The sequence below is a fragment of the Pseudoalteromonas sp. MBR-15 genome (assembly GCF_053628915.1).
Window position 1 is genome coordinate 225848 of record NZ_JBRJHH010000006.1, and the last position, 14664, is coordinate 240511.

Consider the following 14664-nt stretch of genomic DNA (forward strand, 5'->3'; position numbering starts at 1 on the left):
ATATTAAATAGGTTGAATACCAAATTGCTGAATATGGTTTAGCAGCTCACGATTTGTTGGTAGCTGCTGTAAAGCATGTTTGGCATGTTGTTGATTAGCAGTAAAGTGCTCAACAATTGCAGCAGGCATTGCCATGCTTGGAAATTTAGGCAGCTGTTTCATGCCATAGAGCACATACTGATAACTGGCCGCAGAGAATACCTCTTGGGCACGATCAAAATCGTTGAGCCATGGACTTTGATACTGCCACAGCGCTAAATTCTCTTGCAGTTGCGCCGGTACACTTGCGGCTTCTTTATGTGCTTGCCAGTATGGACTGGTCCGTTTTGATAACACGTAATGCAGTTTTAAAAATTCGATTATGCGCTGCCAGCGATAATGGCATTGGTCATCAAAGCGTTTGGCAAGCGTAGGCATCGCTGCACGGTGTGTGGGGAAATTAGCCAGTAAATTATTAAGACCAAGCTCCACCATCACGAGTGCAGAGGCTTCTAGCGGTTCAATAAAGCCTGCTGACATTCCGATTGCTAAACAGTTTTTATGCCAAAAAGTGCGCCTGTAGCCGGGTGTAAAACGAATCTCGCGAAATGTTAATTGGCTTTGGTCTGTGCCTGGCTGGGTGCTTTCAATGTAGCGGCCAAGCGCTTGTTTGGCATCATCACTGTTGGCAAAACGACTTGAGTAAACCATACCAAGCCCACGACGACTTTGTAGGCCAATATCCCAAATCCAGCCCGCATCTTGAGCGGTGGCCTTGGTATAAGACAAAATGTCTTGTTGTGGGCTTGCATAAGGTACTTGCACTGCCACTGCGCGGTCGTTAAATAGCACATCTTGTTGCTCGATTAATTCAACGCCGTAATGTTGATGTAAGAGCTTTGCGTGTGTCCCCGAGCAGTCAATAAACAAGTCGCCGGTAATTATTCCATGATCGCGTGTTTCTAATGAGCTGATGTAGCCTTCATCATCGTTATTAATGCTTTCAACATGGCTTACAATATGCTCGACATTAAGTTGAGTGGTGCAGTGAGTTTGCAATAACATCGCAAACTTTCCAGCATCTAAATGATAACCATAGTTTGCTTCGCCTTGGTAGGCGCTGTGTAGGTGGTTTTTTGGGGCTTTGTGGTGATCGCATAAGTAGGTTTGACTTGCGACGGCATGGCTAAAACTTACGGCCTCTTTATTGGCGAACCAATAGGGAGCAATGTTTAGCTGCTGATAGGCAACAGGCAAACTAAACGGGTGGTAATAATGGGTGCTGCCATCATCTTCGCACCAGCCATCAAAGCGTGAACCTTGTTTAAATGAAGCATCGCAGGTTTGAATAAAGTCACTTTCACTAATGCCGATGGTTTTCAGTGTTTGGCGCATTGTCGGCCAGGTACCTTCACCAACACCAATGGTGGCAATATCAGGGGATTCAATGAGGGTGATCTGTGCGTTATGGGTTAAATGTGGCTGTGCGGCAATTAAACCCGCGGTTAACCAACCGGCAGTTCCCCCCTCCTAAAATGACCACTTTTTTTACATTATTCTGTTGCATGTTCAAAGCTACCTTAAACGCTATAAAGACAAACTAGCATATTTGTGAAAAAAAAAGCCGCTGTTGAGCGGCTTTTTTGACAACAAAATGCTAGAACGAGTAGCGGAAGCCGATGTTGTAGCGCGCACCGTACTGGTTTGCACGTAACAGCTGCTCAGAGTAACGAACGTAGGTACGTTGCGTTTCATCTGTCAGGTTTAGACCTTCAACAAACACCGTTAGCTTTTCGTTCACGGCGTAGTTCACGTTGATATCCCACTGGCCATAAGACTCAGTAAAAACAGGTGATGAGTGTTGATCAAAGCCTGTTAAGAATTCATCGCGCCAGTTATATGAAATACGCGCCGATAAGCCGTTTAAATCATAAATAGCAGAGAAGTTTGCTGAATCACTTAAGCCTGGTAAGGCAAATTGATAACCGATAGCATCTCTGTCTGCTTCAACATCACCAAATACAAACGTTGCGTTGGCTGCGATACCAAATCCAGTTTCACCAAACATGTGCTGTGCAGCAAGCTCCCAACCCCAAAGGTTAGCGGTCTCAACGTTGTTATCGCGAGATACAAAGAAGTTTGCCAGTGGGTCAGTGCTATTGCCCACAATCGGTGTGCCTTCTTCAGTGCCTTGGTTTTCGTTGATTTTATCGTGAATTGCTTGGTCAGACGGTTGCTCACCTGCCGCAGCTAGGTCTTCACGCGCTTGCTCAGCACGGTCACCAATGAATGGGTCTGTGATGCCGTCAATTGTTTCTTCTGTGGTGATGTTCACCAAGAAGTTATCAACTTGCTTACGGTAGTAACCAGCAGAAACATAGCTGCCTTCACCGTAGTAGTATTCAAGTGATAAGTCGATGTTATCGGCTGTATAAGGTTTTAAGTTCGGGTTACCTACCGCAACTTTACGTTGACCCACTTTGGGGTTACCCAAGAAAGACGTTGTTGAACGCAGTGCGCCAACAGGTGGGCGAGCTAGGGTACGACTATATGAGAAACGAGCAATCACATCTTCAACCACTTCGATGTTCATATCGATATTTGGTAAAAATTCTTTCGTGCTGCCTTCACCGTTTGAGAAGGTACGCTCATCAGCATAAATGTATGACCATTCGTTGCCGTTTACCCATTCCATTGCAACAGCAGGGCGCTCTAGGCTGTTTGCTGTAACATCTGTCGATTCGTAGCGTAAGCCTGCGGTAATGTTAATTGGCATGCCGTTGAATTCTGTTTCGAAGTTAGCTTGTGCATAAAATGCCGTCGTTTCTTCGCTAACACGGTGGTCATCATCAATTGGACCCGCTTGCACCTTGCCATTTACATCCGCTGGCCAACTACATGCACCAATGCCGCCATCTGGGTGGTCACAGTCAATGCTTTCGGCGATTGCAACGATTTCATCAAAGTCAGCATCGTAGTAGTAGTTTAATAGCTTGTCGCTACCGCCACCAGAGAAGCCATCAAGTAAACCAGAGCTGTCAACGCGCGTAAACATGCTGTCATCATACCAATCAGCAGAATTTAGCCACCAACCAGCCGCTAACTGACCTGAATAAGCCGTGGTAGTACGGAAATCAACTTTTGTATGTGATACACCAAAGTTAATGCTTGAAAGCGCGCCTGTGTTTTCATTGTACCAAGTACCTTTTAACTGGTACTGGTCTAGATCGTTAGTGTTCGTGTCTTTATTAACACCAGCGAATAGGGTTCCCATATCGCTTGGTAATAGCTCTGCTTGACCGTTGGTCAATGTCATATCGATCAGTGGGATTTCGCCTTGGCTGAAGTCAGCCATTTTCTCATCAATATTCACTGTTGGGTTTTCACACCATGAACACGATGTATTACCAATGATCATAAATGCATCATGGCCAAGACCAACCCCAGCACTTTCTGCTGATGAGTTGTGAGCATCAAACTCGATGTTTAAGTTATCAGTTACTTGCCAATCAATGTTTAAACCCAGTGATTTGTTTTCGTTTTCTGTGGCACCACGGTTAAGGTTTGTCGAATAATCACCACCAATTTCAGTAACTTTTGTGTAAGTGCCATTTTCGTTGATGTTCGCTGAACTTACGTTACCACCATTATTGAACCACACACCGAAACTACGACCGTCTTTTTCAAATTCAAGTTTTGAGTAGGTGTAATCGAGAGTTGCTGTAATACGGTCTGTTGGCGCGTATTGCAATACAAGTTGACCGTTAGTACGTTTACGTGTGTTGTCCGAGAAGGCATAACCGGCATTTTGTGGATACCATGTTGCCCCATCGGCACGTTGATTGTTGTCTGTTAATGCTAAATCTGGAGATGACGAAATATCAACATTCGGGATCCAGTTATCAACCGCCATTGCTTGCTCGCGGTTGTTACGCTCTTGCACTGAACCTGAAATTAAAACACCAAAACGGTCATCATTGAAAGTGTTGCTGTAAATGCCAGAAACTTCAGGTGTAATATTATCGCCAGTTTCGTTTGATGTATCATGAACCGCTTTTGCACCAATTGATGCCTTAAGGCCAGGGTTCGATAATGGTTTTGCTGTAGTGATATTAACGGTTGCACCGATACCACCACTAGGTATGTCTGAACGAGCTGTTTTGTAGACTTCAACACCGCTGACGCTTTCAGTCGCGATATCACCAAAATCAAATGAGCGGCCGCCCGTTGTTGGCATTTGGCGGTTGTTTAACGTAACTAAGTTAAACTCAGGGCCAAAGCCACGTACAGTGATTTTACTGCCTTCACCGTTACTGCGGTCTATAGACACACCTGTAATACGTTGCAGAGATTCTGCTAAGTTTGTGTCTGGAAACTTACCGATATCTTCTGACGTGATTGCATCAACAACACCTGCAGATTGACGTTTGATATCCATTGATTTTACAAGGCTACCGCGGATCCCCGATACTTGTATTACTTCAATATCACTCGCTTTCTCGGATTGTTCTTCGGCAGCAGCTGAGTGAGGAACTAGCGCGCTTAATCCCATTGCCATGGAAAGGCTAATGGCAAGCTGCTTTTTCTTGAATAGTGTGTGGTTCATGCAAATCTCCAGATTTGGTTTTATTTTTCGTGTTTGTTGTCTAAATGTAAGCGCTTACATTCTATTGCAAAAAAAATCGCCGAACCCGATTTTTATAAATGTAACCGCTTACAATAAGTTATTAGAAAGTTAAACAATGGTCAATATAAATCACTTTTTAGTTGGCAATTAATATGTATGTTCATGTTATTATAAGGAATAATTAAGTGTAACTTTTTGGCTTTTTAACGGGTTTTGCAGCTGTTTTAGGTAAAATTAGATAATTCAATTAATGTTAATATAGTACAAAAGGTGTTGTAGATTATAAGGAACCCACAATGCACTCAGTCAAATTTGTTAACGAAATAGTGACACCAAGTAAAGTGGTGTGTGTTGGTCGAAACTATGCCGCTCATATCGCAGAGCTCAATAACGAAACACCGACCAGTATGGTGTTATTTGTAAAACCGAACAGCGCATTAACGCAGTCGCTTTATGCTAAGCACGGTTCTGAGCAATTACATTACGAAGCAGAGTTGTGTTTTTTAGTTAAAAATAAACAGCTTGCTGGTGTTGGCCTTGGACTTGACTTAACCAAACGCGATTTACAAACTCAGCTAAAACAAAAAAGCTTACCCTGGGAGCGTGCTAAAGCCTTTGATGGAGCGGCACTTTTTACAGAGTTTGTGCCAGTCAATGAGTCAGGGCAGTATCAATTTAGTCTACACATTGATGGTAAATTAGCCCAGCTTGGCGACACTCAGTTGATGATCTACACTGCTCAGCAGATTTTAGCTGAGATCAATGAGTTTATGAGTTTACAGGATGGTGACATCATTATGACAGGCACCCCTGAGGGAGTGGGTAAAGTTATTTCAGGTGCCACTTTTAATGTGGCGCTAAAAGATGGCTCTACTCAAGTTCTAACCCATCAATGGCAGGCGATTTAAGTGGCGCTAAGATAAATCGTTGGTAGTAATTTAAAAAATCAGGAAAACTTTCCTCTAACCAAGCTCGTTGGTTTTGTTGATATTTTTCACTTGGTAATACGGTGTTTTTAAGCGCGTTATTAATGTCGACTAACACGCGTTGTGCATAATTATTGGGGGCGCTGGTTGAGCAGCCAATCGCACCCAGCACAACATGCTGTTCAGGGTCACCGATGGCGAGTTTCTTTATATCTTGCTGGTATTTTTTATTGTAATAGTCTGCCACAAATGGGTAATCAATGGTGTAGTCAATATAGCCGTGCTCAAGCTGCGTGAGTAGTGCATAACTTGCTTGGCTGCCAGTGCTGCTCAGTGCTGCATGGTCATAAAGCTTAATGTTTTTTGCAATGTTATCCAGGGTGTTGCCAAACTTGCGTGCATCATTTTGACCATACATAAAGTGTGCATCCGTTAACAGCGAAATTAATGACACGGGATTACCGTGAGCTTTATAAATTTTTTCAGCTTGTTCGCTATTACTTAAGACAGTAAACGGCGGGTAAACCGTGGTCGGAATAGAGTAAGTAACCCGATGTGTTTTTTGTTCACGATGAATCATACACGCATAACAAGCCATGTGGCCTTCATCTAAATATTTACTTGCTCGCTTTTGTGGGATTGTCACCTTGGTATGTTTTATGTGTGGCAGGGCGGTGATGAGTAAATCGGTTATTTCGTTACATAAACCCGCGTGAGGAGTTGTTTCATTTTTTTCGATATAAAAAGGCCCGCTATCGTTTTCGAGCCATGTAATTGATAGTTGTTCAGAAGCATGCACATACGAGCCAAGTAATAAGCTAGAAATAACATAGAATGCTTTTTTTAGATGTTTTCTCATCGTTTACCTTACAACTCAATAACGATGATTAACTATACACCAAAGTATTGAAAATAAAATAAACAGCAATTAAAAATGGTTATATAGTATTGGTTTTGGCGGGATTAAAGCCTATCAAACGATAGGCTTTAACAGCATTAAAATGGCATTGGGTAGCGATTAAATACCTGTGCTATTTTTTCAAGTGCCTCATCGGTGAGCGTCACTGAGAAAGCATCAATATTTTCTTTTAACTGCGACATTGACGTGGCACCGATGATGGTTGAGCTGACACCATCGACCTGATCACACCATGCAAGCGCAAGTTGTGAAGGGGTTAGATTAAAGGCATTCGCTATCTCTACATACTCTGCGATAGCTTGTTGCGACTGAGGCGTGTCTCTAAATAGGCCATTGCGTTGTACCAGTGTCCAGCGGCTACCTTCAGGGCGCGCACCATTAAGGTATTTACCACTTAACATACCACCACCAAGGGGTGACCAAGGTAAATACGCAATATCTTCGTGAATACATTGCTCGATTAAGTAAGGCCAGTCTTTGGCATGCAGTAGACTAAATTCGTTTTGAATAGACACCATGCGCGGCAAATTATGTTGCTCACTTAAACGCAAGTATTGGCTAATACCCCATGGACTATCATCAGAAAGACCACAGTGTTTAATTTTACCAGCTTTAACACAGTCATTCAGGCCTTCAAGAATATCGAGCATACCTGCAATATTTTGCTCGGTGTCGGCATCTGAAAAACGCACCATGCCGGGCCATTGTTTACCAAAATGCGGCGAGGTGCGGTTAGGCCAATGAAGCTGATATAAGTCGATAACATCGGTTTGTAATCGTTTTAATGAGGCATCAACGGCGTTAACCACCGCTTGACGAGTGATATCTTCGCCTTCACGAACCCAAGGTAAACCATTACCGGCAATTTTAGTCGCAATAACGAGGTTTTCACGTTTATCTTTATTACGAGCAAGCCAATGACCAATAATCTCTTCGGTCTTACCATAGGTGTCGGGCGAGGGCGGTACGGCATACATTTCTGCCGTGTCGATAAAATTAACGCCTTTATCTAACGCATAGGCAATTTGTTCATCGGCATCAGCTTGGTTATTTTGCATACCCCATGTCATGCTTCCTAAGCAAACACGGGAGACGTCAATACCACTTCGGCCAAGTGGGCTATAAAGCATATTAGTTCCTTGTTAATCGTTAGAGTGGGCTTTAAGTGCAGCTAAAAGCTCATCGCTTAGATCTGCTTTTTTACCCGTTGTAAAGTTAAACATGACAACGTGTGATGAGCCAACAGTGGTTACTGCCTTTTGGCTCTCACTGAATACGGTGTAGTGCATCATAAAGCGGTCTTTTTCAATGTCACTTATGGTTACACCAACATGCACGGAATCTGGAAACGTCACGGGGCGTTTATAGCGAGCATTGTTCTCGCTGATCACCGGACCCACGCCTGTTGCTTGTAAATCTTTAAGAAAGCCTAATTGTGTAAAAAAGTCGATACGAGCGGTTTCAAAGTAACGAAAATAGACCACATTATTCACATGCTGAAGGGCGTCCATTTCACCCCATGCTACATTAATTTTTGTTCTGATAGGGTGTTGTTCTATAAACGATTGCATAGCAAATCCAGGTTAATTGTGAGAAAAGCTAGGTTAGCAACATGCTGCTTTTAGCTCAAGAAAATTAGAAAACTAAGTATATTGTGCTAACTTTATAAGTTCACGCTTACGTAAAGTGTGAGTAAATCGAACACACATGAAGGACCTAGTTATGCAGCAACTAACAGCGAAAATGATAAAGTGGGCAGTATTATTCATCTTACTGGCTCTGGCTCTACTGTGCTACAGTATGGGCACAATGTCTGGGTTTATCGTACTAATTTTCTTGGGACTTTTACTCGAAGCCGCCTTTTGGTTATTTGGAGCACGGCTGTTTAGCCGCAAAAAAACACGCGAGCAAACACGTCAAACCTCTTAGTATGTTCGCTTGCACTATCAGGTAGATTAAATAATAATAACTGTGTAAATGAACAGTTGTTGTATGCCTGATGAAAAAATTCATTCATATTGATATGGATTGCTTTTTTGCTGCAGTAGAGATGCGTGACAATCCTGCACTTGCCAGTGTGCCTCTTGCGATTGGTGGGAACAGTCGCCGTGGTGTGCTTTCTACGGCCAACTATATTGCGCGCCAATATGGCGTTCGTTCAGCTATGTCTAACTACCATGCTAAACAATTGTGTCCTGATTTAGTCATTGTGCCCGGACGAATGCATGTATACAAAGAAGTCTCTCAACAAATCCGTGAAATTTTCGCTAAATACACTGACCTGATTGAACCCTTATCGCTTGATGAAGCTTATTTAGATGTTACCCAAAGCAGTGCATGCAGAGGCAGTGCGACTCTTATGGCTGAGCAAATTCGACAAGAAATTTTTACCACAACAGGCCTAACTGCATCGGCGGGTATCGCACCGATTAAATTTATTGCCAAAATAGCCAGTGATGAGAATAAACCCAATGGTCAGTGCGTGGTACTGCCTGAGCAAGTGGATAGCTTTTTAGCCAAGTTGCCGCTAGGCAAGATCCCAGGTGTAGGGAAGGTGACGCTTGAAAAATTGCAACTTAAAGGCTTATACACGGGAGCTGATGTTCGCGAAAAAGGGGTTAATTGGATGCAGCAACACGTGGGGAACTTTGGTGTTTCGCTTTATCAAAAATGCGCAGGAGAATACGTAGGTAAAGTGTCTACGGAACGCGTACGTAAATCGCTGAGTGTGGAACACACTTATGAATTCAACAAAAATAGCTTAGCTGAGTGTTTATCTGAGTTACCCCGTTTAATGACAGAGTTAGTACGCCGTTTAGAAAGGCAGCAACTGAGTAACAGAATCAACAAATTATCAGTTAAAGTGAAGTTCGCAAATTTCACAGTGACCAGTGCCGACCAAAGTCATCATCAGTTAGATGACAGCATTTTTACAGAGTTAATGAGTAAAGCGTATGAACGCGGAAATAATAAACCCGTCAGACTCTTGGGCATTGGTGTGGGAATAAAGAGTGAAGCCCACGAGCATTTTCAGTTAAGTATATTAGACTAAAGGTTAACACCTAGGTTGTTTAAAGTTTGTTAGTGTTCAGTGTGGGGTGTTGAACCATTTGTGTTCACGGCCTCTAGACAACATTATAACTACATAAGAGAGATGACTATGCAATCGGTCGTGATCGTGCTGCTCGGAATAGTCGGTATGTTATTCGGATGGTTTGTTTATTCGAAATTCATCGCCGAAAAAATCTTTAAAATGGATGATAACTTCGTCACACCTGCTCATGAGCTTGAGGATGGTGTGGATTATGTACCCACCAATAAGGTCGTGTTGTGGGGCCACCATTTCACGTCTGTAGCAGGTGCGGCACCGATAGTCGGTCCTGCTATTGCTGTTTATTGGGGCTGGGTGCCTGCCGTGTTATGGGTCGTATTTGGAACAATCTTTTTTGCTGGCGTCCATGATATGGGGGCTCTTTGGGCCAGTGCTCGCAACAAAGGTAAATCGATGGGGGCTTTGTCTGAAAGCGTCATCGGTAAGCGTACCCGTGCTTTATTTATGATTGTGGTATTTTTAGTGCTACTGATGGTGAATGCGGTGTTTGGGGTTGTTATTGCTAAATCATTTGTATCCCAGCCAAATGCGGTTTTTCCTGCTTGGTCAGCCATTGTTGTGGCCCTTGTTATAGGCCAGTTACTGCGCCGTAAAGTTTCTTTAATTCCTCTGTGTTTAATTGGTGTCGGTATCCTTTATTACACCATTTATCTTGGCAGTAGTATGCCCATTGCGTTGCCAGATGAGATGTTTGGCTTAAGTGCAAACGCAAACTGGATCATTATTTTGTTCATCTACGCTGCAATTGCTTCTTTACTGCCTGTGTGGATGTTATTACAACCTCGCGATTTTATTAATGGTATGCAGTTGCTGGTTGGTTTAGTGCTTTTATATGGCGCGGTCTTTATTTCAATGCCAGATATCACCGCACCTGCATTTAATACACAAACGGCAGTGGATACGCCGAGTATTATTCCGCTGTTGTTTGTCACCATAGCCTGTGGTGCGGTATCGGGTTTCCATGGAATCGTGTCATCGGGTACCAGCTCTAAACAGTTAAACAAAGAAACTGACGGTCGCTTTGTTGGGTATTTAGGTGCTGTGGGTGAAGGCATGCTTGCACTTATTACGCTGGTGGCGGTAAGTGGTGTCGCATTGGCTGTATCACCTGAAGAATGGCATGAAATTTACAGCCACTTAGGAGCGGGGAGCGTGAGTGCCTTTATCAATGGGGGTGCAAACTTAATCGAAAGTGGTTGGGGTATTTCACAAGAAGTCGCGTCGACCTTACTTGCGGTAATGGTGGTGCTATTTGCAGGCACGACAATGGACTCTGGCGTTCGTTTACAACGCTACATTATTCAAGAGTGGGGTGATATTTATAATATCAGTATTATTCGCAATGGGATTGTCGCAACGCTTGTCGCTGTACTGTGCTGCTTGCTACTTGCCTTTGGTGCAGGTGGTGCCGATGGCAGCGGCGGAATGATTATTTGGCCGCTGTTTGGCTCTACCAACCAAATCCTTGCAAGTTTAACGTTACTGGTTATTTCGGTAATGTTAATCAAAGCGAATCGTCCTGCGAAGTACACGTTAATACCGATGAGCTTTGTACTGGTAATGGCATTCTTCGCGGGTGTGATTAAGCTAGGTGAATATTACCAACAAGGCAACTGGTTACTTGTAACGCTCGATTTACTGGTACTGGTGATCAGTGTCTTGGTGATGCTAGAAGCATGGTCTGTCATTGTGAAACATCGCAAAGACAACCAATCTGTGTCAGAGCAGTAAACTTTGCTTGCCAGCCGCTCATTTGCACGGCTGGCAATAGCGCGTTAAATCAATGATAATAAGGTCCTATGTTTCTAACAGCAGGACCTTTTTTTATGGCATACCCTCATGCAGTTGTCGCCTCTCAATTAGCTGATGCAGATCACGATGCATTGATTATTATCGGTGATAATTTTTCGTCTTTAGCCGATGCAAGCTTAAGCCACGCTATCAGTGCTCAACAAGCCATTGATGCACGTATCTCTAAGCAAGTCACATTACTTGTGATTGACTCAAAGCGCGTTATTTTAGCGCCTACAGGTCCGCTTAATCGCGATTATGACGATGTACGTCGTTATTTTGATGCTGCTAAATTAGCCGTGCTAGAAGCAAAAGCTTCGGGCAGCACCAAGCCTGCTATTTTACTTGCGAGTGCACACCACGATGCGCGTTACAAACATGCACTTGAAGTTGCCTTTTTAGGCGCTTGCCAAGCATTATGGCAGCCACTTGAAGCGCGTGAGTTTCATGGCCAAGCGATTGAGCCAATCAGTCAAATTAGCTTAGTGGGTGCTGATGAGGCCATGGTTAAAGCATTGAATGCAATTGCCGCAGGCCAATATGCTGCGCGTGACTTATGCGGTACAGAGCCTGAGCGCATGGCACCGCCACGTTTTGCCGATTATTGTGTTGAGTTATTTGCGGGCAGTAAAGTGTCTGTTGATGTGATTTCAGATATCGACACTATCGATAAAGATTATCCAATGATGAGCACTGTAGCGCGTGCATCATACGCTGTTGAGCGTCATCATCCACGTGTTGTTAAGCTTGAATATGTTCCTGAGGGTGACATTGAGCGTACGTTAATGTTCGTTGGTAAGGGGCTTGTTTATGATACCGGTGGTGCCGACCTTAAAGTGGGTGGCTTTATGGCGGGTATGAGCCGCGATAAAGGTGGCGCAGCATCGGTCGCTGGTTTTATGAAGTCAGTGGCTGATTATGCACCTAAAGGTGTCAAAGTGATTGCTTACTTAGCCGTGGTTCGAAACTCAATTGGTTCTGATTGTTTCGTGCCTGACGAAATCATTACGTGCCGTGAAGGCGTTCGTGTACGCATCGGTAATACCGACGCAGAGGGGCGTTTAGCAATGGGTGATTTACTCAGTGAAATGAAAGACCGCGCATTAAATGAAGTAAATCCAGAGCTATTCACTGTTGCAACGCTAACAGGTCACGCAGCACGTGCGATGGGTCCTTACAGCGCTTATGTTGAAAATGGACCCGCTCGTCAAGCGCAGGTTTCACGTAAAATTGCTGATTTAGGTGATTTATGGGCTGATGGCGCAGAGGTCTCTCGCAGCCGTCGTGAAGACTACGACTTTGTTAAGCCTCGTACATTAGCCGATGATGTACTTTCGAGTAACAATGCACCGTCAGCAGTGACAGCACGTGGCCACCAGTTCCCAATGGCATTCTTAGCGATTGTAGGTGGTTTAGATAAGCATGGCACTGAATCAGCACACCCATTACCGTATGTTCACATGGACATCGCGGGCAGTGGTGTAGAAGGCGGTGATTGGCAACATGGTAAGCCAACCGCAGCAGCTGTCAGCAGTTTATTTGCACGTTATTGCTTGTAATATTTAAGCATTAAAAAAGCCCCGCAAAAATGAAGCGGGGCTTTTTTTCGTTAAAATTTAGCTTAATCAAGTCTAAAGCGATTTACCACATCGCTCAGTGCTTGTGAGCTTTGCTTTAAGCTTTCACTGGCATCTGATAGCCCTTGGGTATTAGATAGTGACTGTTCGGTTGATTGTGACAGCTCATTGATACGTAAGTTAACTTCATCTGCCGCACTCGTTTGTTGTTCTGTGGCGCGGGCTATTTGGCTATTCATATCTTTAATAATTGTGACCAAACGCTCAATTTCACTGAGTGAGCTGCTTGCTTCACCTGCTTGTAAGACGGTTTCGCTCGACAGTTGTTGACTGGCAGATACCGCATCAACCGCAGCTTTAGCGCCTGCTTGTAACTTACTGATCATGGCCTGAATTTCATCAGTACTTTTACCGGTACGGCTAGCCAGTGTACGCACTTCATCGGCTACGACAGCAAAGCCGCGCCCTTGCTCTCCCGCGCGAGCCGCTTCAATCGCGGCATTAAGCGCAAGTAAGTTTGTTTGCTCTGCTATGCTGCGAATAACATCCAGTACAGAGCCTATATTGTTACTCTCTGCTGCAAGGTCAGTGGTTACCTTACTAACCTGCTCAATATTATGCGACAGAGTTTCAATAGCGGTAATGGTTTTGTTGAGCACCTGTTTACCGGTTGAAGCATTTTGCGCCGCGTCGTTTGCGGCATGCTCAGCTTGATCTGCATTTTGGCTAACATCATGAATTTGATGAGTCATTTCTTCCATTGCGGTGGCAACTTGTGTTGAGCTGTCGTTTTGCAGTTCAATAAAAGAATGATTGGTTTTAGTGGCATCATCCACATTGTGGGCGTACTGATTGACCTGTTGAGCATTTTGCGCGACTTGCTTGAGTGACTCTCGCATTTTTGCAGTGTATAGGTTGAAGTAACGCGATAGCCGAGAGACCTCATCATTGCCGTTTTCATCAAGTTGTTGGGTTAAATCACCTTCACCTTGCGAAATGTCTTTCATCATATCAGCAGCCAATTGAGTTGGTCGTAATATGCTATTTGCAATTAAATAACTGAGCGCAATTAACAGACCAATAATAACCACCGCAGTGATAATGACGTGATTTCGTAGTGAAGCAAATGCATCTTCAATGGTGTCAATGTAGACACCCGAACCAATAATCCATTGCCATGGTGTAAAACCCTTAACATAGGCAATTTTATCAACGGGTTGATCCTTTCCAGGCTTAGGCCATTTGTATGGAACAAACCCTTCGCCTTGTCGTTTAACCACGTTCACCATGTCAACAAACAGGTGTACCCCGTCGGGGTCTTTATTGTTGGCAAGTGATTTACCTTCAAGCTCTGGTTTGAATGGGTGCATAACCATCGCAGGTTGATAGTCGTTTATCCAAAAGTAATTGCTTTTGTCATAGCGAAGTGCAGCGATAGTATCCAGCGCAGCTTGTTTTGCTTGTTGTTCACTGAGTTTACCTTGTTGGAATAAAGCATAATTGTGTTCAATAATGCTGTGAGCTGACTCCACTAGGTTTTGAGTTTTGGTGTATTGTTCTTGTTCTAAAGAATCATATTGCTGCATTAAGCTTGAGATACTTAAAAAGATCAATCCAACCACCACTACACTAACCAACATGGCAAGGCGTTGTAAGATTGTAAAACGGCGTAAGTAGTTCATGTGTATTCCTTGGTCATGCTTGTCTAAAAGCAATATGTTAAGTGTAGTTAA

General features: G+C 43.7%; 11 protein-coding genes. 5 read left to right on the forward strand and 6 right to left on the reverse strand.

The features are described from left to right. Positions 1 to 3: 3 nt before the first annotated feature. Both ACSSVW_RS10530 and ACSSVW_RS10535 read right to left on the reverse strand, forming a co-directional pair. The gene (locus ACSSVW_RS10530; RefSeq protein ID WP_454179283.1) at positions 4 to 1473 is read right to left on the reverse strand and encodes a tryptophan halogenase family protein; all 1470 of its coding nucleotides are present in this window, start codon (positions 1471 to 1473) and stop codon (positions 4 to 6) included. 163 nt (positions 1474 to 1636) lie between these two features. Further along, a complete protein-coding gene (locus tag ACSSVW_RS10535; protein WP_454179274.1) occupies positions 1637 to 4585 on the reverse strand; it encodes a TonB-dependent receptor in 2949 nt (982 codons plus the stop codon). A gap of 317 nt (positions 4586 to 4902) precedes the next feature. Between ACSSVW_RS10535 and ACSSVW_RS10540 the strand changes: the two genes are divergently transcribed. Beyond that, entirely contained in the window at positions 4903 to 5514 is a 612-nt protein-coding gene (locus ACSSVW_RS10540) for a fumarylacetoacetate hydrolase family protein (protein WP_454179275.1), read from the forward strand. Here ACSSVW_RS10540 and ACSSVW_RS10545 read toward each other — a convergent pair. The 3 genes from ACSSVW_RS10545 to ACSSVW_RS10555 form a co-directional block, all read right to left on the reverse strand. Then, positions 5477 to 6391, reverse strand: a complete 915-nt coding sequence (locus ACSSVW_RS10545) for an ABC transporter substrate-binding protein (protein ID WP_421418795.1) — start codon at positions 6389 to 6391, stop codon at positions 5477 to 5479. The two genes, ACSSVW_RS10540 and ACSSVW_RS10545, sit on opposite strands and share 38 nt — an antisense overlap. 137 nt (positions 6392 to 6528) lie before the next feature. Beyond that, complete coding sequence (locus ACSSVW_RS10550) at positions 6529 to 7581, reverse strand: aldo/keto reductase (RefSeq protein ID WP_278369963.1); 1053 nt, start codon at positions 7579 to 7581, stop codon at positions 6529 to 6531. Between the two features lie 12 nt (positions 7582 to 7593). Beyond that, positions 7594 to 8022 carry an acyl-CoA thioesterase gene (locus ACSSVW_RS10555; protein WP_454179276.1) on the reverse strand — a complete coding sequence of 143 codons (429 nt, stop codon included), beginning with the start codon at positions 8020 to 8022 and terminating at the stop codon, positions 7594 to 7596. A 151-nt stretch (positions 8023 to 8173) separates the two neighbouring features. On the opposite strand from ACSSVW_RS10555, the gene ACSSVW_RS10560 reads away from it, so the two are divergent. The 4 genes from ACSSVW_RS10560 to ACSSVW_RS10575 all read left to right on the forward strand — a co-directional run bounded on the left by ACSSVW_RS10560 (position 8174) and on the right by ACSSVW_RS10575 (position 12913). Further along, the gene (locus ACSSVW_RS10560) at positions 8174 to 8380 is read left to right on the forward strand and encodes a hypothetical protein (RefSeq protein ID WP_065979723.1); all 207 of its coding nucleotides are present in this window, start codon (positions 8174 to 8176) and stop codon (positions 8378 to 8380) included. 70 nt (positions 8381 to 8450) lie between these two features. Beyond that, positions 8451 to 9503 carry a DNA polymerase IV gene (gene dinB / locus ACSSVW_RS10565; RefSeq protein WP_036966279.1) on the forward strand — a complete coding sequence of 351 codons (1053 nt, stop codon included), beginning with the start codon at positions 8451 to 8453 and terminating at the stop codon, positions 9501 to 9503. Between the two features lie 108 nt (positions 9504 to 9611). After that, positions 9612 to 11294 carry a carbon starvation CstA family protein gene (locus ACSSVW_RS10570; protein WP_036966280.1) on the forward strand — a complete coding sequence of 561 codons (1683 nt, stop codon included), beginning with the start codon at positions 9612 to 9614 and terminating at the stop codon, positions 11292 to 11294. A 95-nt stretch (positions 11295 to 11389) separates the two neighbouring features. Continuing rightward, positions 11390 to 12913: a M17 family metallopeptidase gene (locus ACSSVW_RS10575; protein WP_180311057.1), complete on the forward strand. Its 1524-nt coding sequence runs from the start codon at positions 11390 to 11392 to the stop codon at positions 12911 to 12913. Positions 12914 to 12975: 62 nt separating this feature from the next. On the opposite strand, the gene ACSSVW_RS10580 is transcribed toward ACSSVW_RS10575, so the two are convergent. After that, positions 12976 to 14613 (reverse strand): methyl-accepting chemotaxis protein, encoded by a 1638-nt coding sequence (locus ACSSVW_RS10580; RefSeq protein WP_065979725.1) that lies wholly within the window; start codon positions 14611 to 14613, stop codon positions 12976 to 12978. Positions 14614 to 14664: the final 51 nt, after the last annotated feature.